A 19,882-nucleotide genomic window follows, 5' to 3' on the forward strand; every position below is an offset into this window, starting at 1 on the left:
GTAAGTGGCCCAAGGGCCACCCTCCCACCCCGCGAACACCACCGTTCCCAGGAACGAATGCGCTGCGCCACACCCGGGCCGCCGCCCCGATAGCCAGCCAAATCTTTCTCGAGGGAGCCCGGAGTCAAGGACCGCGAAGCGGCCGGCGAAGCCGGCGGCCGAAGGCCGTCCTTTACTCCGGGGTTCCTCGAGAAGACCCTCGAAGCCGGGTCGGCGGCCCCAGGCCGGCCTTCGGGTGGGACGTTCCGGCAGGGAGGTCTCGACAAGCTCGACCACCGAAGCGACCGTGTTGGTCTCGACACGCCTCCGCCTAGCGGCTCCGGCGGCTCGACCAGCGGGGACGGGGTCTCGACAAGCGGGGACGCAGGTCGACAAGCGGGGACGCAGGTCTCGACAAGCTCGACCACCGGAAGCCGCGTACGGTCGAAGCATGGGAATTCCTATCGCAGACCGCCAAGAACTCCTGTCCCAGCCCCTGATCGCAGCCCTCTCGGTAAGCCGAGAAGACGGGCGAGGGCCCCTGACGGTGCCGATCTGGTACGACTACACCCCCGGCGGCGACGTCTGGTTCGTCACCGGGAAGGACTCGCTGAAGGCGCGCCTGATCCGGGCCGCGGGACGATGCACGCTGATGGTCGAGCGGCTGGATCCGACGGTCCGGTATGTCTCGGTCGAGGGGCCGGTACGGATCGCGGATGCCGGGGAGGGCGACACCGCGGCGATGGCACGGCGGTACCTTCCGCCCGAGGCGGTCGGGCCGTACCTGGCGGAGGCGGCCAACTACCCGCCCGAGGTGACGATCCGGCTGACGCCGGAGAACTGGCTCTCCGCCGACCTCGGGGCGGTCTGAGCCTCGACCGTCTGAGGATGGGCGAGCTGACGCCTCACCGCGAGCGCCGCGGCCCGGCCCGCGCGGCTGGCCCCGATGGTGCTCGCGGAGGGGCCGTAGCCGACGAGCTGGACCCGTGAGTCGTACGCAGCGGTGACCGCGGTCTGCACGTCGGCCGACCCGCGCAGCAGCGGTATTCCTCCGTGCGAAGATCGCAGATGCAGCGGCGCGAGGTGGGTGATGGCGGGCCGGAACCCGGTGGCCCACAGGATCGCGTCGACCCGCTCGAAGGCCCCCGACTCCTCCCACCGCAGCCCGTCCGGCTCGATCCGGGTGAACATCGGCAGCCGGCGCTCGTAGACCCCGAGCCGGGCGGCCTCCTGCTCCTGCGGGCGCAGCCCGAGACCGGTGACGCTGACGACGCTCGCCGGCGGCAGGCCAGCCTCGACCCGCTCGGCGACCAGTGTGACGGCCTCGCGCCCACGCTCGGCGTCGAAGTCGGAGCGCCAGACCGGCTCCCGCCTCGTGATCCAGAGCACCGAAGTCAGCGGCGCGAGCTCGCCGAGGAACTGCACCGCCGAGGCCCCTCCACCGACCACCGCGACCCGCTTGCCCCGGAAGTGGGCAGCACCCGGATAGTCGTGGGTGTGCACCTGCTCCCCCAGGAACGCGGAGGCCCCCGGGTAGTGCGGGATGAACGGCCGCGTCCAGGTCCCGGTCGCGTTGACCAGCGTCCGGGTCAACCAGGTCCGCCCGTCGGCCGAGTGCACCGCCAGCAGATCCCCGACCGACGTCACCGAGGTGACCTTCACCGGCCGCTCCACGGGAAGATCGTGCATCGACTCGTAGAGACCGAACCAGCCCGGCACCGCGACGTTGGCCCGCTCGCCGGACTCCCCCGGCGCCCGCCCGTCCGGCAGGTCGGCCACGCCGTGCACGTCGTGCATGGTCAGCGAGTCCCAGCGATGCTGCCAGGCGCCACCGGGGCGCCGCTCGCCGTCGAGCACGACGTGGCGTACGCCCAGACGACTGAGGTGGTAGGACGCCGACAGCCCGGCCTGACCAGCACCGATCACCACTGACTCGTAGCTCTCCACAGAGACCACAACAACGCGTCGGCCACATCCATGCCCGCCGAACCGCTGCGAGAACGTGTTCCATTTGACTACCCTCAGCAGAGTCACTCGGGACCGGGAGGTCGGACACGATGGATCAGGGCACCATGACAGCGACGCTTCGCGAGATCCCGCCGCTCGCGCCCGGCGACCGCGGCCTCCCCTGGGTCGGCCGGCTGCTGGACTACTCGCGAGACCCGGTCGGGTTCTACCGACACCAGTGGGAGACGTACGGACCGGTCTCACCGTTCTTCCGGGCCGGCGAGACCGGCGTGGTGGCGCTCGGACCCGACGCCTGCGAGGCGGTGCTCCGCAACAAGGACAAGGCCTTCGCCAACGGCCCCGCCTGGGGGCAGATCGTCGGCCCCTTCTTCGACCGCGGCCTGATGCTGCTCGACTTCGAGGAGCACCACGCCCACCGCCGCATCCTGCAGGAGGCCTTCACCCGCCCCCGGCTCGCGGCCTACACGACCGCGATGCACCCGGCGATCGAGCAGGGCATGCGTGGCTGGGACACCGACGCACAGTTCCGCGCCTACCCGCGGCTCAAGCAGCTCACCCTCGACATCGCCGCCGACATCTTCATGGGCGGCGCGAAGGACACCAGCCGCGCGGAGATGAAGCGCGTCAACGAGGCGTTCATCGCCTGCGTGCAGGCGGCTGCCGGCGTCGTACGCGCCGATGTGCCGCTGACCCGCTGGGGCCGGGCGTTCCGCGGGAGGAAGGTGCTGGAGGACTTCCTGCGCCACTACCTCCCCGCGAAGCGCGCCATCGCGACCGACGACATCTTCTCGGTGCTGTGCCACATCGAGACCGACGACGGCGAGCGGTTCAGCGACGAGGACGTCGTCAACCACATGATCTTCCTGATGATGGCCGCGCACGACACCTCGACCATCACCACCTCGACGATGCTGCAGTACCTCGGCCAGCATCCGCAGTGGCAGCAGCGCTGCCGCGAGGAGTCCCTCGCCCTCGGCGAGGCGCCGACGATGCAAGAGATCGAGGGCCTCACCAGCCTGGATCTGGTGATGAAGGAGGCGCTGCGGCTGCGCGCCCCGGTGCCGGCCCTGATCCGGCGTACGGTCAAGGAGACCAGCCTCCTCGGGTTCCGGATCCCGGCGGACACCGGCGTGATGGTCGGGGTCCAGTTCAGCCACATGATGGAGGACTACTGGACCAACCCGGCCGTCTTCGACCCCGAGCGCTTCGCACCGCACCGCCGCGAGGACAAGAGCCACCGAATGGCCTGGGAGCCGTTCGGCGGCGGCGTGCACAAGTGCATCGGGCTCTACTTCGCCGGTCTCGAGGTCAAGTCGATCCTGCACCGGCTCCTGCGCGACTACCGGTGGAGCGTCTCCCCCGGCTACCGCGCGCCTCTCGACAACAGCTCGCTGCCCTTCCCGAAAGACGGCAGCCCCATCCATCTGACCCGGATCTGAGGAGATCGATGACCACGAAGACGACCGAGGTCCAAGGCGTACGTCCCGGATGGATCGACGACGTACGGCTCGCCTCCTGGACCCGCTGGGTGGCCTGCCCGGTCTCCGGAGGTGACGGCACGCTGACCGCGACCGCACCGTACGACGCCCAGCCGACGCTCCCGGTGCCGTCGGTCACCCCCGCGGACGTCGCCGAGGCCGCGGCCACGGCGCGCGCGGCACAGCCCGACTGGGCCACCCTCGCCTTCTCGGACCGCGCCGAGGTCATGCTCCGCTTCCACGACCTGCTGGTCGAGCGCCAGGACGAGGTGCTCGACCTGATCCAGTGGGAGATGGGCAAGGCCCGCTTCCACGCCTGGCAGGAGGTCCTGCAGGTCGGGACGATCGCGCGCCACTACGCCCGTCGTGGCCCGACCTACCTGGCCGACAAGCGGGTCCGCGGCGCGATCCCCGGCGTCACCTCCGTGAAGGAGGTGCGGGTGCCGAAGCAGGTCGTCGGGATCATCTCGCCGTGGAACTACCCGCTCTATCTCGGTGTCGGCGACGTCGTCCCGGCCCTGCTCGCCGGCGCGACCGTGATCAGCAAGGCCGACCCGCAGACACCGCTGACGCTGCTGTGGGCGCGGGCGCTGATGGCCGAGGCGGGGCTGCCCGAGCACGTCTGGCAGATCGTCACCGGTCCGGGTGCGGCGACCGGTGAGGCGGTCATCGACAACGTCGACTACATCGCCTTCACCGGCTCGACGCCCACCGGACGGATCGTGGCCCAGCGAGCCGCCGGCCGGCTGATCGGCGCCTCCCTCGAGCTCGGCGGGAAGAACCCTCTCATCGTCCGCCGCGATGCCGACCTCGGCCAGGCCGCTCGCGGCACGGCGATGGCGGCCTTCGCCAACACCGGCCAGATGTGCGTCCACATCGAGCGCGTGGTCGTGCACGAGGACGTCTACGCCGCCTTCCGTCAGGCGCTGGTCGCCGAGACGGAGGGCCAGGTGGTCGGCCAGTCCTTCGACTACTCGGCCGACGTCGGGTCGCTGGCCTCGCAGGCACAGCTCGACAAGGTCACCGCCCACGTCACCGACGCGGTCGCGAAGGGCGCGACCCTGCTCACCGGTGGCGAGCCGCTCCCCGACGTGGGTCCCTACGCGTTCGCCCCGACGGTCCTGGAGGGCGTCACCGACGAGATGGATCTTTGCCTGGGCGAGACCTTCGGCCCGGTCGTAGCGCTCTACTGCGCGGACAGCGACGAGGAGGCGGTCCGGATCGCCAACCAGGGCGAGGCCGGGCTCTCGGCGAGCGTGTTCAGCAAGAACGTACGCGAGGCCGACATGATCGCGCGCCGGATCCGTGCCGGTGCGGTGAACATCAACGACGGCGCCGCGCTGGCGGCAGGAAGCATCGAGGCCGGGATGGGTGGCATGGGATCGAGCGGGCTGGGCAGACGACACGGCGCCGACGGGATCCGGAGGTTCACCGACGCCCAGACCCTCGCGGCGTCCCGGATGGGTCCGATCGGGCCGTTCAAGGGCCAGACGGTCGAGAAGTTCGTGCAGCTCGGCAACGGCCAGCTCAAGGCGCTGCGGAAGCTGGGCGCCCGATGAACGCGGCGGCGACCGGGGCGGCGACCCAGCCTGGGGAGCACAACCTGGCGGTCCTGGCCGATGAGTCCTACGCCCGGCACGGCGACCACCCGGCGGTCTTCTTCGAGGGCACTTGGCACTCCTCGACCGAGATCGCCGAGCGCTCCGCACGGGTCGCCGGCGGCCTGCGCGAGCTCGGGATCGAGCCGGGCGACCGGGTCGTGGTGCTCACCATGAACACCCCGGAGGTCTTCGTCAGCTACCGCGCCCTGTGGCGCGCCGGCGCGGTGGTGACGCCGGTGATCTTCCTGCAGACCCCGCCCGAGCTGCGCCACATCCTGGAGGACTCCGGGGCCAAGGCCGCGATCGTCACGCCCGAGCTGCTCCCCTTGGTGCAGGCGGCCGGAGAGGGCCTCGACCTCACCGTCATCGTCGCCGGAGGGGACCGTGTTGGTCTCGACACGCCTTCGCCTAGCGGCTCCGGCGGCTCGACCAGCGGGTCGGGGCTGGTGGCGTACGAGAGCCTCGAGAGCGCCGACCCGATCGACATCGTCCCTCGCGGCGACGACGACCTCGCGGCGCTGCTCTACACCGGCGGAACCACCGGCCGGGCCAAGGGCGTGATGCTCAGCCACCGCGGGCTGTGGGAGTCCGGGCACGCGCTCCACCGGGTCGGTGAGAGCCAGGGCACGACACGGTGGCTGCTGCCGCTGCCGCTCTCCCATGCGTACGGCCTGATCGTGGTCATCAGCGGCATGCACTCCTCACGGCCGCAGAGCTCGGTGCTGCAGCGGTGGTTCGACGCCAAGGGATGGCTCGAGCTCGCTCAGGAGCACCAGGTGGAGTCGAGCACGGTGGTGCCCTCGATGCTGCAGATGCTGCTCGACCAGCCCTACCAGGACTATGACCTGAGCTCGCTGCGCTCCTTCGGCAGCGGTGGCGCGCCGCTGCTGCCGGCGCTGCGGGAGAAGGCCGAGGAGGCCTTCGGCGTGACCATCCTGGAGGGCTACGGTTGCACCGAGTCGAGCGCGGTCATCGCCGCCTCGACGGTCGAGGAGTCGCGGCCCGGCAGCGTCGGCAAGCCGCTCTCCCACGCCGAGGTCATCATCGCCGGTCCCGACGGCTCACCGGTCCCGGCGGGTGAGGAGGGCGAGATCTGGGTGCGCGGCCCCGGTGTCATGCAGGGCTACTGGAACGACCCCGAGCAGACCGCGGCCACCGTCGTCGACGGCTGGCTGCACACCGGCGACATCGGCCACTTCGACGACGACGGCTACCTCTACGTCGACGACCGGATCAAGGACCTGATCATCCGCGGCGGGTTCAACGTCTTCCCGCGGGACGTCGAGGACGCCCTCCTCGCCCACGAGGCAGTCACCGCCGCCGCTGTCGTCGGGCGGCCCGACGCCCAGCGTGGTGAGGAGGTGGTCGCGGCCGTCGCCCTCCATCCGGGCGCGCGGGCCACCCCCGAGGAGCTGGTCGCCTTCGCCAAGACGCGGCTCGCGCCGCACAAGTACCCGCGCGAGGTGCTGATCCTCGACGCCGTCCCCGTCACCAGCGTCGGCAAGACCGACAGGAAAGCCGTACGCAGCCTGATCCGCACCACCGAGGGAGAGTCATGACCCGCCAGATCAAGGGAACCGCCGTCATCGTCACCGGAGGTGCCCGTGGCATCGGTCGCGCCACCGTCGAGCGGCTGGCGCGTGGCGGGGCCACGGTGGCTGTGGGCGACCTGGACCCGGACCTGCTCGACGAGGTGGTCGCCGAGTTCGGGTCACGCGTGAAGGCCGCGCATCTCGACGTCACCGACCCCGGCTCCTGGCGAGCCTTCCTCGACTCGGTCGCGGACCTGGGGCCGTGGGACGTGCTGGTCAACAACGCCGGGATCATGCCGCTCGGGTCGATCCTGAAGGAGGACGACGCGCTCACCCGGGCGATCTTCGACGTCAACGTGCACGGCCCGATCAACGGGATCAAGGCGGTCGCGCCGGCGATGGCCGAGCGGGGCAAGGGCCACATCGTCAACGTCGCCTCGGCCGTCGGGCGGGTGCCGGTCCCGGACGCGGCCACCTACTCGGCCTCGAAGTTCGCCGTGGTCGGCTTCTCCGAGGCGCTGCGGATGGAGCTGGCGCCGTCCGGGATCGACGTGTCGCTCATCCTCCCAGCCGTGGTCCAGACCGAGCTCTCCGACGGCGTGCCGGCGGCGAAGGGGATGAAGCCGGTCACCGCCGAGGACGTGGCCGCCGCGATCGAGGTGGTCATCCGGGAGCCGCGTCCCGAGGTCTGGGTGCCCAACTGGGCCCAGGCCCTGACCAAGATCACCCAGGCCATGCCACGCAGCGTCCAGGACTTCGTCGACCGCACCACCAACGCCTCGCAGCTGCTCGCCGGCGTCGACCCGGCGGCTCGGGCGGCCTATGAGGAGCGGGTGCGGCGCAACGTACGTTAGGGCCTGTTTGAAAACTCGGAAAGCGCTGGCCAGACTCGGCGCCGAGTTCTCAAACAGACCCTAGGCGGATGGCCGGCTGAGGATTGGCCCAGGAGACGAGGGGCTGATTGGCCGGGCGCGGAGGGCTCCGCCCTCACTAGCGTCGCGGTCGTGAACAACGACGGACTCTCCGTGCCCCAGGGCGCGGCTCTCACCCTCGGTGCCGTGCTCGGCACCGGTGTCATCTCCCTGCCGGCTCTGGCGGCGCAGGAGGCCGGACCGGCCTCGCTGCTCGCCTGGCTGGCGCTGATCCTGCTCTCGGTGCCGCTGGCGGCAACATTCGCCGCGCTCGGCGCGCGGCACCCGGACGGCGGCGGGGTGGCGACGTACGCACGGCTCGCCTTCAACTCGCACGTGGCGACGATGGTGGGCTGGGCGTTCTACCTGACGATCGGCGTGGGGGCGCCGGTCGCGGCAGGCTTCGGTGGGGCGTACGTCGCCGACGCCTTCGGCGGTGGGCAGGGCATGTCGCTGCTGGCGACGGCGGCGATCATCGTGCTGGTCACCGCGATGAACTGGTTCGGGATCAAGGTCTCCGGGAGCGTTCAGCTGGCGATCGCCGGGGCGATCGCGGTGCTGCTCGCGGTCGCGGTCGTGGTGGCGCTTCCGCATGCCGACCTGGGCCGGCTGACACCCTTCGCCCCGCACGGCTGGGGCTCGGTGGGCACCGCGGCGGCGATGCTGGTGTGGGCCTTCGCGGGATGGGAGATCCTGTCGTCGCTCTCGGCCGACTACCGCGACCCGGCGCGCGACATCCGCCGGGCGACGTTCCTGGCGCTCGGTGTCGTGACGGTGCTCTATCTCGGGATCGCGTTCGCGACCGTCGCCTCGCTCGGATCCACCTCCGGAGCCGCCCCGTTGGCGGACCTGCTCGTCCTGGGCTTCGGGGAGCCGGCCCGGCCGGTGACTGCGGTCGTCGCGGTGCTGCTGACCGTCGGCGCGATCAACGCCTACTTCGCCGGCGGCTCGCGGCTCGGGGCCTCGCTGGCGCGTGAGGGCGGACTGCCGCAGGTCCTCGCCGACCCGGTGTCTGCGATCCCTCGGCGCTCGCTGCTCGCGATCAGCGCCGTCGCGCTGGGGACGGTCGTGGTGATCTGGGCTGCCGGCACCTCGACCGACGCGGCCCTGCTGATGGCCTCGGGGACCTTCTCCCTGCTCTACGTGGTCGGGGCCGCGGCCGCACTGCGGCTGCTGCCGCGGGCGACGTGGTCCTGGTGGGCCGCGGTCTGCTCGCTGGTCGCGGCGCTGGTCCTGCTGGGGCTCACCGGCGCCCATCTGCTCGGGCCGGTCCTCTTCGCCGGTGCCGGGCTGGCCTGGTCGCTGGCGCGCTCGGGACGGGACCGCTCACGACCAGCCCGCGAGATCGGCCAGGAGCTCGAGCCCGCGCGGGAGGCTCTCTGTCCGGACGGCTCCGTAGCCTAGGAAGAGCCCGTCGCGCCCGGGCAGCAGGCGGTGGGCGGCGATCGTGTCCAGGGCCAGCCCCTCGGCGGCGGCGCGATCGGTCAGGTCGGCGGGGAGCTCCGCGTAGGCGGACAGGTGCAACCCGGCAGCAGACGGGAGCACCTCGACCGGCCAGGCGGCGAGGGTCTCGAGGAGGAGCGAGCGACGCTCGGCGTACGTCTTGGACGCCCTGTGTACGTGCCGGGCGAGCAACCCCTCCTCCAGGAAGCGGGACAGGGCGGCCTGGGGCTGGACGGGACCGAAGCCGTCGACGAGCTGCTTCGCGGCCAGCAGGCTGTCGACGAGGGAGCCCGGCGCGACCAGGTAGCCGGTGCGCAGGCTGGGGAGCAGCGACTTGGAGAAGGTGCCGACGTAGATCACCCGGCCCTGCTCGTCGAGGGCGTGCAGCGGTTCGAGAGGCCGCCCGGTGAACCGGAACTCGCTGTCGTAGTCGTCCTCGACGATCCCCGCCCCGTGGGTGTTCGCGAAGGCGAGCAGGGCGCGGCGGCGGCTGAGGGAGAGACGCACCCCGAGCGGGAACTGGTGGCTCGGGGTCGTATAGACGAGCCGGGTGTGCTCCGGGAGCTGCTCGACGACCAGCCCGTCCTCGTCGACCGGAACCGGCACCACCCGGGCACCATGAGAGGCGAAGAGATCACGCGCGGACGGGTAGCCCGGGTCCTCGACCGCCACGATGTCGCCCGGCTCGAGCAGCACCCGGGCGATGAGATCCAACGCCTGCTGGGTCCCGTTGGTGACCACGATCTGCTCCGGATCGGCCTGGACGCCGCGGTGGTAGGCGACCGAGTGCGCCAACGCCTCCCGCAGTCTGGGCAGACCGGCGGGCGAGGAGTAGGTCCCGGGGTTGTGCCCCCGCAACCGCGACTCCGCCGCCAGGACCCGCCGCCAGGTCTCGAACGGGAAGAGCTCCGCGTCGGGGATCCCCACCCGCAGGTCGTACGTCGGGACCGCTGCCTCGGCGCTCGTCGGCCGTGGGGACCACCGCCAGCTCGGCTTCGGGGTGAGGGAGCCCGGGGCCGGGTCCCTGCGCCGGCGGGTGGTCTCGGCGACGTACGTCCCCGCGCCGACGCGCGACTCCAGGAACCCCTCGGCGACGAGCCGCTCGTAGACGGTGGCGACGGTGTTCCGCGAGATGCCGAGGTCCTGGGCGAGCGCGCGGCTCGCGGGGAGCCGGTCGCCCGCCTGCAGTCTGCCGTCGGCCAGTGCCTCGCGCAGCGCCTGGTAGAGCGAGGCGGATCTCTCTGCGCGGTCGGTCAGGTCAAGCGCGAGGTCCACAGCGCGATTGCACCACAGCAGGGCGCCGAGCGTCCGGTGGTTTCAGGACAGCCGGCGCCCGTCTGGGTTGGTCGGCAGCCCGAGGCGCGCGATGATCTCCTCGGCAGTCTCGGCCGCGGACAGGTGGGTGTTGTCGACCACGGTGTGGGGGAAGCTCAGCGGGAACGGCATCTCAGGGCCGGTCGAGAGCACGTGGCGCTCGTTCCAGTCGACCACGTTGGCCCGCGCCCACTCGGTGTCGCGCTTGGACGGCTTCGCGGCCAGCCGCTCCGGGGTGCCCTCGCGGCTCAGTCGGGTCGGCATGTCTGCGTACAGCTCGACGCAGTCGACCTTCCCTCCCGCCTCGACCACGGGGGCGACCAGCCTCTCGACCGCCTGGGTGTCCTCCGGGAGCTCGAGCGCCCAGACGTAGGTGAAGATCAGGCCGGGGAGGTCGGAGGCCACTGCCTCCTCGATCACCCGCCGCCGGAACTCGGTCTTGAGCACCCCGAAGGACGGCATCCCCCAGTCGAAGACCTCCAGCAGCGGCTCGATCGTGGCGTGGTTGTGGAAGAGGCGGTACGGCGTGCGTGCCGCCAGCTCCCGGCCCACGCTCATCTTGCCGACCGCGGGTGGACCGAAGAGATTGACGAGATGCATGGGGTCAGTGTGGCCGCTGAGTGTCGGTGCTCGCGACTAGGTTTGTCCTCATGAGCGACACGTCCCAGGCGTTGGCGCGGTTCAGCGACCCGACACGTACGTGGTTCGCGGCTGCCTTCGCGGCGCCGACTTCGGCTCAGGCCGGGGCCTGGGAGGCGATCGGGGCGGGGCGCAACGCGCTGGTGGTCGCGCCGACCGGGTCGGGGAAGACGCTCAGCGCCTTCCTGTGGTCGATCGACAAGCTGCTGACCGAGCCGGTGCCCGAGAAGAAGCAGCGGTGCCGGGTGCTCTACATCTCCCCGCTCAAGGCCCTGGGCGTCGACGTCGAGCGCAACCTGCGCAGCCCCCTGGTGGGGATCCGGCAGACCGCCGAACGACTGGGCGTCGAGGCGCCCGAGCTCCGCGTCGGGGTGCGGTCCGGCGACACGACCGCGGCAGATCGCCGCAAGCTGACCACCACTCCGCCGGACATCCTGATCACCACGCCCGAGTCGCTGTTCCTGATGCTGACCAGCCAGGCCCGCGAGACGCTGCGCGGCGTCGAGACGGTGATCGTCGACGAGGTCCATGCGGTGGCGGCGACCAAGCGTGGCGCCCATCTGGCGTTGACGCTGGAGCGTCTGGACGCGCTCCTGGAGAAGCCGGCGCAGCGGATCGGGCTCTCTGCGACCGTCCGGCCGTTGGAGGAGGTGGCGCGCTACCTCGGCGGCAGCCAGCCCGTCGAGATCGTCGCGCCGCCGGCGGAGAAGCGGTGGGACCTGAGCGTCGTGGTGCCGGTCGAGGACATGACCGCGCCGAGCCCCTACGGCGAGGACGAGGACGACGACCCGCAGCGGGGCTCCTCGATCTGGCCGCACGTCGAGGAGCATGTCGCCGACCTCGTCACCGCCCATCGCTCGACCATCGTCTTCGCCAACTCCCGTCGGATCGCGGAGCGGCTGACCGCGCGGCTCAACGAGATCGCCTCCGACCGGGTCTTCCAGACGCCGACCAACGCTGGTCGAGCCGCGAGCGCCAGCGAGCGTGTCGAGACCAACACGGTCGACTCGAGCGCTCCAGGACACCGTGTTGGTCTCGACACGCCTCCGCCTAGCGGCTCCGGCGGCTCGACCAGCGGCGGGGCGCCGCCCGCGCAGGTGATGGCGCAGTCGGGGCAGTCGCACGGCGCGATCCCGGTCATCGCCAAGGCTCACCACGGCAGCGTGTCGAAGGAGCAGCGCGCGCTGATCGAGGACGACCTCAAGTCGGGCCGTCTCCCGGCGGTGGTGGCGACCTCCAGCCTCGAGCTCGGCATCGACATGGGCGCGGTCGACCTCGTCGTCCAGATCGAGTCACCACCGAGCGTCGCCTCCGCCCTCCAGCGGGTCGGGCGCGCCGGCCATCAGGTCGGCGAGGTCTCCCGCGGCGTACTCTTCCCGAAACATCGCGGCGACCTGGCTCAGACCGCGGTCAGCGTGCAGCGGATGCGGCTGGGCCTGATCGAGTCGATGAGCCTGCCGGCCAACCCGCTCGACGTGCTCGCCCAGCAGATCGTCGCCGCGACGGCGCTGGAGACCTGGGACGTCGACGAGCTGTTCACGCTGGCCAGGAGGACGGCGTCGTACGCGACCCTCCCCCGCTCCGCCTACGACGCCACCCTCGACCTGCTGGCCGGGCGCTACCCGAGCGAGGAGTTCGCCGAGCTCCGCCCGCGGATCGTGTGGGACCGGGTCGCCGGGACCGTGACCGGGCGCCCGGGGGCGCAGCGACTGGCCGTCACCAGCGGCGGCACCATCCCCGACCGCGGTCTCTTCGGCGTCTTTCTGGTCGGCGAAGGCACGGGAAGGCGCGTCGGCGAGCTCGACGAGGAGATGGTCTACGAGTCGCGGGTCGGCGACGTCTTCGCCCTCGGCGCGACGAGCTGGCGGATCGAGGACATCACCCACGACCGGGTGCTGGTGACCCCGGCCCCCGGGATCCCAGGGCGGCTGCCGTTCTGGAAGGGCGACTCGCTCGGTCGGCCGGCCGAGCTCGGCGAGGCCGTCGGCGCCTACACCCGCGAGCTCGCCGCGCTGCCCACGAAGAAGGCGGAGGCGCGGGCGCAGGAGGACGGCCTGGACGCCTACGCGGCCGCCAACCTGGTCGCCTACCTGCACGAGCAGGTCGAGGCCACCAACGTCATCCCCTCCGACAGCAACATCGTGGTCGAGCGGTTCCGAGACGAGCTCGGCGACTGGCGGCTGGTGGTCCACTCCCCCTACGGCCGCCCGGTGCACGCGCCGTGGGCGCTGGCGATCAACGCCCGGATCCGGGAGCGCTACGGCGTCGACGGGCAGGCGATCGACAGCGACGACGGCATCGTGATCCGCCTCCCCGACACCGATGCCGAGGCTCCGACCGGCGAGATCATCGTCTTCGAGCCCGACGAGATCGAGGACCTGGTCACCACCGAGGTCGGCGGGTCGGCCCTGTTCGCCAGCCGGTTCCGGGAGTGCGCGGCCCGCGCGCTCCTTCTACCCCGTCGTGACCCCGGCCGCCGCTCGCCGCTGTGGCAGCAGCGCCAGCGCTCGGCAGCCCTGCTGGAGGTCGCCTCCCAGTATCCGAGCTTCCCGATCATCCTCGAGGCCGTCCGCGAGTGTCTCCGCGACGTCTACGACCTGCCCTCCCTGGTCGGTCTGCTGAAGCGGATCGAGAGCCGCGAGATCTCCGTCGTCGACGTCGCCACGCCGACTCCGTCGCCCTACGCCCAGTCGCTCCTCTTCGGCTACGTCGCCCAGTTCCTCTACGAAGGCGACTCGCCCCTGGCCGAGCGCCGAGCCGCCGCACTCACCCTCGACCAGGGTCTCCTCGCCGAGCTGCTGGGCCGAGCAGAGCTCCGCGAGCTCCTCGATCCCGAGGTCCTCGCCGAGGTCGAGTCCGAGCTCCAGCGCCTCGCGCCCACCCGGAGGGCCCGCGGCGCCGAAGGCATCACCGACCTCATCCGCACCATCGGTCCGCTCAGCCTGGACGAGATCACCGCCCGAACCACCCCCGCCGAGGCGTCACGTACGTCGGCCGAAACGTCACGCGCGTCGGCCGAAGCGTCATCGGCTGACTTCTCGGCCGACCTCAGTGACGTCTCGGCCGACCGGGGTGACGCCTCGGCCGACCGGGGTGACGCCTCGGCGATGCTGGAAGACCTCGCCACGGCTCGGAGGGTGGTCGAGGTCCGGGTTGCTGGGGAGGGGCGGTGGGCCGTGGTCGAGGACGTGGCCAGGCTCAGGGACGGTCTGGGGGTGGCGGTCCCTCCGGGCGTACCGTCGGCGTTCACCGAGCCCGTCGAGGATCCCGTCGGCGACCTGGTCTCGCGCTACGCGCGCTCGCACGGGCCGTTCACGGCCGCCGATGTGGCAGCGCGGCTGGGGCTGGGCGAGGCGGTCGTCCGGCACGCCCTGGCGCGGCTCTCGGCCCGCGGGCGGGTGCTCGACGGGGAGTTCCGGCCGGGCGGCAGCGGGCTGGAGTGGTGCGATGCCGACGTGCTCCGGATGCTGCGGCGGCGCTCTCTGGCGCGGCTGCGCAAGGAGGTCGAGCCCGTCGAGCCGGCAGCGCTGGGCAGGTTCCTCCCGGCATGGCAGAAGACGTCCGTACGCAAGGGCGCGCTGCGTGGGGTCGACGGGGTCCTGAGCGTCGTCGACCAGCTGGCGGGCTGCCCGGTCCCGGCGAGCGCGTTGGAGAGCCTGATCCTTCCGGCCCGGGTGGTCGACTACGAGCCGGCCTTCCTCGACGAGCTGACCGCCGGTGGCGAGGTGCTCTGGGCGGGCCACGGCACCCTGCCCGGCACCGACGGCTGGGTCTCGCTGCACCCGGCAGACACGGCCGAGCTGACCCTGCCACCCCCGGCAGAGGTCACCGAGGGGCCCCTCGCCCAACAGCTGCTCGCGGCGCTGGAGCCCGGCGGCGCGTGGTTCTTCCACCAGCTCGCCCGCACCGTGGGAGGCCACCTCGACACCACCCCGAGCGACGCCGACCTCAGCGCCGCGCTGTGGGAGCTGGTCTGGTCGGGCCGCGTCAGCAACGACACCCTGCTGCCGCTGCGAGCGCTGACCCGTTCCGGGACACCGTCGCACCGCTCGAGGCGGCCACCTCCGCGCGCCCGCGGCGGGCGCTACGCCGGCGGCGCGCGGATGCCGGTGCGGGCCGGTCTCCCGGAGACGGCCGGGCGCTGGACGATCCTGCCCGAGCCCGATCCCGACCCGACCAAGCGCGCCCACGCCGCCGCCGAGCGCCTCCTGGACCGGCACGGCGTCGTCACCCGCGGCGCGGTCCAGTCCGAGCGCACCCCCGGCGGGTTCGCAGCCGTCTACAAGGTGCTCAGCGCGTTCGAGGAGTCCGGCCGCGCCCGGCGGGGCTACTTCGTCGAGGGCCTGGGAGCGGCCCAGTTCGGCACTGCCGGCTCGGTCGACCGGCTGCGTACGTTCTCCCGGGTCGACTCCAGCGACAAGCCGGTCGCCCTCGCGCTCGCTGCCACCGACCCCGCCAACCCCTACGGCGCCGCGCTCCCCTGGCCGGTCTCGACGAGCTCGACCACCGATGCCTCGGGTCACCGGCCAGGGCGCAAGGCCGGCGCGATCGTGGTGCTGGTCGACGGCGAGCTGGCGATGTACGTCGAGCGCGGTGGCCGCACCCTGCTGACCTGGTCCGATGACCCCAACCTCCTCGAGCCCGCCGCCGAGGCGCTCGCCGAGGCCGTCCGGCGAGGCGCGCTGGGCAGGTTGACGGTCGAGAAGGCCGACGGCGCCCCGCTGCTCGGCGCCGGCGAGACCCCGCTGCGCCAGGCGCTGCAGTACGCCGGCTTCATCGCCACCCCGCGCGGCCTGCGCCTGACCTCGCAGAGCAGGTGAGGACGTGCCCGAGGGGGACGCGGTGCTCCGCACCGCCCGGAGGCTCGAGAAGGGGCTGACCGGGCAGGTGCTCACGCGGACGGACTTCCGGGTCCCGCAGCTGGCCACGGCCGACCTCGCCGGCGGCACCGTCCGCGAGACGCTGCCCCGTGGCAAGCACCTGCTGACCCGGATCGACCATTGCACCGGCGAGTGGACGCTGCACACCCACCTGAAGATGGAGGGCTCCTGGCGGGTCCTCGAGGCCGGCCGACGCTGGCCCAAGCCCGGGTTCCAGGCACGAGTGGTGCTCCGCACCGAGAAGACCGAGGCCGTCGGCTTCCTGCTCGGCATCGTCGAGCTCGTCCCTCGGGACCACGAGGAGCGTCTGGTCGGCCATCTCGGCCCGGACATCCTCGCCGAAGACTGGGACCCGGGCGCGGCCCTGGAACGCCTAGTCCGCCAGCCGGAGCGGCCCATCTTCGACGCGCTGCGCGACCAGACCAACCTCGCCGGGATCGGCACCATCTACGCCGCCGAGACGTGCTTCATCGCGGGGATCAGTCCGCTGCGTACGGTCGCAGAGGCCGGCGACCGGCTCCCCCGGATGCTCCAGCGCACCCGGGACCTGATGCAGGCCGACTGGTCACGCTCCCGGCAGATGTGGGTATACGGCCGCCGAGCATGCCGGCGCTGCGGCGGCACCGTGACCGTCGCCAAGGTGGGCCCTCCCGGTGAGGAGCGCCCGGCCTACTTCTGCGGCAGGTGCCAGCCCTAGGCCTGGTGGCCGTGCACGAGCTGCATCCGGATCCGCGCGATCCGCACCCGGGTGTCTCGCATGTGCCGGGCGACGTGCACGCGCTCGCTGGGAGCGACCGAGGTGAGCTCGTCGCGAAGGATGTTCAGGGTCTCTTCCAGCCCGAAGAGCTCAGCCTCGAGCAGCGCGGGATCCATTCGCGGCGCCGGAGCCGCCGTAGCCGGAAGCTCGTTCTCGACAGCCATCTGCATAACACCATCTCCCAATGAACCTGCGGCCCGTCGTGGGCCCGCATCGCACAAGGAGACGGCGACGTCCGTCTTGAGACACCCGGGAAGCGATCTCCCCGAATTTGGGGAGGATCAGGCTGCGGCGGCGTCGGCCGCGGCGCGGACCGGCATCCGCAGGATGGTGGCCTCTTCGATGGCGACCGCGTCGGAGACGTCGCGAAGCACATCGGAGAGAGCCACGTCGAGTGCGCTGCACAGCGAGGCGAGGAGCTCGGAGGAGGCCTCCTTCTGGCCACGCTCGACCTCGGAGATGTAACCGAGGCTCACTCGGGCCTCCGCGGAGACCTCGCGCAGGGTCATCCCACGCTCGAGCCGCTGGGCACGAAGCACCTCGCCGAGCAGTCGACGGAAGAGCACCATTGCGGTCAGCCTCCTACAGTTCACAAGTCACCGACATCTGGGTGACGTCTTTCTCCAACGCTACCCGACCCTTCGATGTTCCTGCCGAAGTAGTCGGAGTAGTTCATCAACAGCGAACAAACACGTATCACGCTGGATCTCCAGGCGCGAGCCCGACAGACCAAGTAGCGTCGATGTCTCGCCGTGCGGACCGGAAAGCCCGACGTAGACCGTCCCCACAGGCTTTCCCTCCTGCTCCTCGGGCCCGGCCACACCCGTGGTCGCGAGCGCGTACGTCGCCCCCGACCGCTCCCGCGCACCCGCAGCCATCGCCTCGGCGCACTCCCCGGAGACCACTCCGACGGTCTCGATCACCGAGACAGGGACACCCAGCAGGGTCTGCTTGAGCTCGGTCGCGTACGTCACGAACCCACCGCGGTACGTCTGCGATGCTCCCGGAGGGTCGGTGAGCAGCGCGGCCAGGCGTCCGGCGGTCAACGACTCGGCGGTGGCCAACGTCGCCTCAGCGTCCCGAAGTGCGGCGTGGAGCTCCTCAACAGTTGCCATGGAAAAAACGTAGCGGACGAACCCCGCCGAGTCGGCTCGTCCTGACCCAAAGCCGCCGAGTCGGCTCGTCGTGACGAGCCGACTCGGCGGGTTGCTTGTCAGTTTGCGCCGACTCGGCGCAGGGGCAGGACTAACGTCCGGCGTTGCGCGCCAGTCCGACGATGACCGGGTCGTGGTCGGAGGAGCGGAACGGCGAGTCGGTGTGCAGGTCGACGCCGGTGTAGTTGTATCGGCTGTACTCGAACAGCAACGACTCCCCCGAGTTGATCTTCCAGATGTCGGAGCCGGTGAAGCGGCGCTGGGCGTGCCGGTTGAGCAGCACGTGGTCGAGCGAGCCGGCCAGACCGGAGAAGGAGTAGCTGTACTCCTCGTTGCCGCTCAGCGTCTCGGAGTCGGCGTAGCCGGCCTCGTAGAGGACCTGCATCGGGTCCTCCTGGGTGTAGGCGTTGAAGTCGCCGGCGAGCGCGACGTCGGTGATGCCGGTCTGCGCGCGGACCGAGGAGACCCAGGAGACCAGCGCGGTCGCCTGGCGCACCCGCGACTCGTTCGAGGAGCCCTGGCCGTCCCCGGTGTCGCGGTCGCCCGGCCACGGGCCGGGCGAGCCCTTCGACTTGAAGTGGTTGACCACGAAGAGGAACGGGGCGCCGCCGACGGTGGGCTTGAAGACCTGGCCGATCGGCTCGCGAGCGTTGCCGAAGGCCTGGTCGTCGCCGCTCTGGTCGCCCAGCGCACGGGCCTCACCGATGCGCCGGACAGCCGAGCGCTTGTAGATGATCGCATTGGTGATCACGTCGGATCCGGAGGCGTCGGGCAGCTCGGCCGAGGACGGGTTGGCCGTCCAGACCTTGCGGCCGGCAGCCTCGTTGAGCGCCGTGACCAGGGAGTTCGTCGCCTCGTCGGGTGTCTCGCCGAGGCGGGCGGAGTTCTCGATCTCCATCAGACCGACGACGTCGGCGTCGAGCGCGTTGATCGCGGAGACGATCTTCGACTGCTGGCGCTCGAAGTCGGCCGGGTCCCAGGCTCCGCGCTGGTTGCAGCCGCCTCTGACGTTGTTGCCGTCGCCGGAGCGGTCCTTGTAGGCGGTGCAGCCACCGTCGCCGACGTTGTCGTCGTCGGCGTCGCCCAGGGTGGTGAAGTAGTTGAGGACGTTGAACGAGGCGATCTTCACGTCGGCGCGGCCGATCTTGCGCTCGTCCGGTGCGTCGCTGCGTACGTCACCGAAGTCGGCCGGCCAGGAGGCCGGGTCTGCGGTGGCGACCCTGGTCGGCTGGAGCCGGTAGGTCGGCGCCGAGGGCGAGCCGCCCTCGGAGAGGATCACCGGGCCGCGGAAGTCGACGGAGGCGCCGACCACGACGGGGGTGGTGTTGGAGACGTAGGGGATCGTACGGCTCGTCGGCGGGCGCAGCGTGGTCGAGGAGCCGTCGTCGAGCACGATCCCGCGAGCGGCGTTGTCCGCCGCGACCGCCTCGGCCTCGTCCGACCCGGGACGGGCCACCTCGGTCGGCTGCAGCAGCGGGCGCTCGCCCTGGGCGAGGCCGAGCTCGCCGAAGTTCTCCACGCCGTAGGTGTTGCTGACCGTGATGTCACCCTGAGGGGCGAAGAGCATCCCCTCCAGCGACTCCTTCTGCGCGCCGGTGGCCGGCCACTGCGAGACGACCGGCTCGATCGAGCCGGTGCCGTCGGCGACGATGTCGCCCGCGGTGGGCACCGAGACCTGGGTCAGCCCGGCGTACTCGGTCACCTCACCGGTCACCGTCACCGCGTCGCCCGGCGCGACGGTGACGGCACCGGCCGAACGGGGCTGGTAGACGAAGACCGCGTCGGAGGCGTCGTGCGAGCCGAGGTCGAGCGAGCCGCCCGTGCCGGGCGTCTGAAGGTAGAAGCCGAAGAACCCACCTGAGGGGTAGGCCGCGGTGACGATACCGCTGGTGGTGACGGTCTTGCCGGCGAGCGGGCTGGTGGTGCCGCTGCCCTGGATGTCGGCGATGGCGACGGCCTCGGCTGTCGTGGCGGCGCGCGCGGTCGGGATGGCGACCGCGCCGACGCCCGCGACGGCGGCCGTCAGGCCGACCACCGAGCCGAGCACCTGACGTGCTGAGAACATGGATGACTCCCCGCGTGGAAGATAGAAGACGGTGGGCGGTCTGCCCGAATCAGCACCGGCCGAACCACGTGACCATAACGCGGGGTACGCACCCTTTGCGGGGATCTTCGATGAACGTCCGGTAACGGAGTTACAACTACCCGAAATCGGAGATCTGCGCG

15 protein-coding genes are annotated in these 19,882 nt (G+C 71.5%); 8 read left to right on the top strand and 7 right to left on the bottom strand.

Going from position 1 to position 19,882, the window contains the following annotated elements; all coding sequences use genetic code 11:
* Positions 1–430: 430 nt before the first annotated feature.
* Positions 431–850 (top strand): pyridoxamine 5'-phosphate oxidase family protein, encoded by a 420-nt coding sequence (locus H5T77_RS13995; protein ID WP_292650186.1) that lies wholly within the window; start codon positions 431–433, stop codon positions 848–850.
* Here the strand turns inward: H5T77_RS13995 and H5T77_RS14000 are convergent.
* Positions 781–1,908: an NAD(P)-binding domain-containing protein gene (locus tag H5T77_RS14000; protein WP_292650258.1), complete on the bottom strand. Its 1,128-nt coding sequence runs from the start codon at positions 1,906–1,908 to the stop codon at positions 781–783. The two genes, H5T77_RS13995 and H5T77_RS14000, sit on opposite strands and share 70 nt — an antisense overlap.
* Before the next feature lie 128 nt (positions 1,909–2,036).
* Here H5T77_RS14000 and H5T77_RS14005 point away from each other — a divergent pair, with 128 nt between their 5' ends.
* The 5 genes from H5T77_RS14005 to H5T77_RS14025 all read left to right on the top strand — a co-directional run bounded on the left by H5T77_RS14005 (position 2,037) and on the right by H5T77_RS14025 (position 8,873).
* The gene (locus H5T77_RS14005) at positions 2,037–3,386 is read left to right on the top strand and encodes a cytochrome P450 (RefSeq protein ID WP_292650187.1); all 1,350 of its coding nucleotides are present in this window, start codon (positions 2,037–2,039) and stop codon (positions 3,384–3,386) included.
* A gap of 8 nt (positions 3,387–3,394) precedes the next feature.
* Positions 3,395–4,984 carry a succinic semialdehyde dehydrogenase gene (locus tag H5T77_RS14010; protein WP_292650189.1) on the top strand — a complete coding sequence of 530 codons (1,590 nt, stop codon included), beginning with the start codon at positions 3,395–3,397 and terminating at the stop codon, positions 4,982–4,984.
* Positions 4,981–6,585 carry a class I adenylate-forming enzyme family protein gene (locus H5T77_RS14015; RefSeq protein ID WP_292650191.1) on the top strand — a complete coding sequence of 535 codons (1,605 nt, stop codon included), beginning with the start codon at positions 4,981–4,983 and terminating at the stop codon, positions 6,583–6,585. The genes H5T77_RS14010 and H5T77_RS14015 overlap by 4 nt, the downstream gene beginning before the upstream one ends.
* The gene (locus tag H5T77_RS14020; RefSeq protein ID WP_292650193.1) at positions 6,582–7,412 is read left to right on the top strand and encodes an SDR family oxidoreductase; all 831 of its coding nucleotides are present in this window, start codon (positions 6,582–6,584) and stop codon (positions 7,410–7,412) included. Before H5T77_RS14015 ends, H5T77_RS14020 begins: the two co-directional genes overlap by 4 nt.
* Positions 7,413–7,562: 150 nt before the next feature.
* Complete coding sequence (locus H5T77_RS14025) at positions 7,563–8,873, top strand: APC family permease (RefSeq protein ID WP_292650194.1); 1,311 nt, start codon at positions 7,563–7,565, stop codon at positions 8,871–8,873.
* Here the strand turns inward: H5T77_RS14025 and pdxR are convergent.
* Both pdxR and H5T77_RS14035 read right to left on the bottom strand, forming a co-directional pair.
* Positions 8,796–10,187: a MocR-like pyridoxine biosynthesis transcription factor PdxR gene (pdxR, locus tag H5T77_RS14030; RefSeq protein ID WP_292650196.1), complete on the bottom strand. Its 1,392-nt coding sequence runs from the start codon at positions 10,185–10,187 to the stop codon at positions 8,796–8,798. The two genes, H5T77_RS14025 and pdxR, sit on opposite strands and share 78 nt — an antisense overlap.
* 42 nt (positions 10,188–10,229) lie before the next feature.
* Positions 10,230–10,826, bottom strand: a complete 597-nt coding sequence (locus H5T77_RS14035; protein WP_292650198.1) for an AAA family ATPase — start codon at positions 10,824–10,826, stop codon at positions 10,230–10,232.
* 50 nt (positions 10,827–10,876) lie between these two features.
* On the opposite strand from H5T77_RS14035, the gene H5T77_RS14040 reads away from it, so the two are divergent.
* Together H5T77_RS14040 and H5T77_RS14045 are read left to right on the top strand one after the other, a co-directional pair.
* A complete protein-coding gene (locus tag H5T77_RS14040) occupies positions 10,877–15,685 on the top strand; it encodes an Lhr family helicase (protein ID WP_292650200.1) in 4,809 nt (1,602 codons plus the stop codon).
* A 4-nt stretch (positions 15,686–15,689) separates the two neighbouring features.
* On the top strand, positions 15,690–16,442 hold the full coding sequence (locus H5T77_RS14045) for a DNA-formamidopyrimidine glycosylase family protein (RefSeq protein WP_292650202.1): 753 nt from the start codon (positions 15,690–15,692) through the stop codon (positions 16,440–16,442).
* Here H5T77_RS14045 and H5T77_RS14050 read toward each other — a convergent pair.
* The 4 genes from H5T77_RS14050 to H5T77_RS14065 form a co-directional block, all read right to left on the bottom strand.
* Entirely contained in the window at positions 16,439–16,666 is a 228-nt protein-coding gene (locus H5T77_RS14050; protein ID WP_292650204.1) for a hypothetical protein, read from the bottom strand. The genes H5T77_RS14045 and H5T77_RS14050 overlap by 4 nt on opposite strands.
* Before the next feature lie 117 nt (positions 16,667–16,783).
* Positions 16,784–17,071, bottom strand: a complete 288-nt coding sequence (locus tag H5T77_RS14055) for a helix-turn-helix domain-containing protein (RefSeq protein ID WP_179658425.1) — start codon at positions 17,069–17,071, stop codon at positions 16,784–16,786.
* 60 nt (positions 17,072–17,131) lie between these two features.
* Complete coding sequence (locus H5T77_RS14060; RefSeq protein ID WP_292650207.1) at positions 17,132–17,617, bottom strand: CinA family protein; 486 nt, start codon at positions 17,615–17,617, stop codon at positions 17,132–17,134.
* Between the two features lie 130 nt (positions 17,618–17,747).
* Complete coding sequence (locus tag H5T77_RS14065) at positions 17,748–19,721, bottom strand: ExeM/NucH family extracellular endonuclease (RefSeq protein WP_292650209.1); 1,974 nt, start codon at positions 19,719–19,721, stop codon at positions 17,748–17,750.
* Positions 19,722–19,882 lie beyond the last annotated feature (161 nt).

The organism is Nocardioides sp. (assembly GCF_014360585.1).
In the GTDB taxonomy this organism is placed as follows: Bacteria; Actinomycetota; Actinomycetes; order Propionibacteriales; family Nocardioidaceae; genus Nocardioides.

Bases quoted from the DNA above. Each gene is read 5' to 3' on its own strand.
- H5T77_RS13995 (WP_292650186.1), top strand. From the start codon at position 431: ATGGGAATTCCTATCGCAGACCGCCAAGAACTCCTGTCCCAGCCCCTG.
- H5T77_RS14005 (WP_292650187.1), top strand. From the start codon at position 2,037: ATGGATCAGGGCACCATGACAGCGACGCTTCGCGAGATCCCGCCGCTC.
- H5T77_RS14010 (WP_292650189.1), top strand. From the start codon at position 3,395: ATGACCACGAAGACGACCGAGGTCCAAGGCGTACGTCCCGGATGGATC.
- H5T77_RS14015 (WP_292650191.1), top strand. From the start codon at position 4,981: ATGAACGCGGCGGCGACCGGGGCGGCGACCCAGCCTGGGGAGCACAAC.
- H5T77_RS14020 (WP_292650193.1), top strand. From the start codon at position 6,582: ATGACCCGCCAGATCAAGGGAACCGCCGTCATCGTCACCGGAGGTGCC.
- H5T77_RS14035 (WP_292650198.1), bottom strand. From the start codon at position 10,826: ATGCATCTCGTCAATCTCTTCGGTCCACCCGCGGTCGGCAAGATGAGC.
- H5T77_RS14040 (WP_292650200.1), top strand. From the start codon at position 10,877: ATGAGCGACACGTCCCAGGCGTTGGCGCGGTTCAGCGACCCGACACGT.
- H5T77_RS14050 (WP_292650204.1), bottom strand. From the start codon at position 16,666: ATGGCTGTCGAGAACGAGCTTCCGGCTACGGCGGCTCCGGCGCCGCGA.
- H5T77_RS14055 (WP_179658425.1), bottom strand. From the start codon at position 17,071: ATGGTGCTCTTCCGTCGACTGCTCGGCGAGGTGCTTCGTGCCCAGCGG.
- H5T77_RS14060 (WP_292650207.1), bottom strand. From the start codon at position 17,617: ATGGCAACTGTTGAGGAGCTCCACGCCGCACTTCGGGACGCTGAGGCG.
- H5T77_RS14065 (WP_292650209.1), bottom strand. From the start codon at position 19,721: ATGTTCTCAGCACGTCAGGTGCTCGGCTCGGTGGTCGGCCTGACGGCC.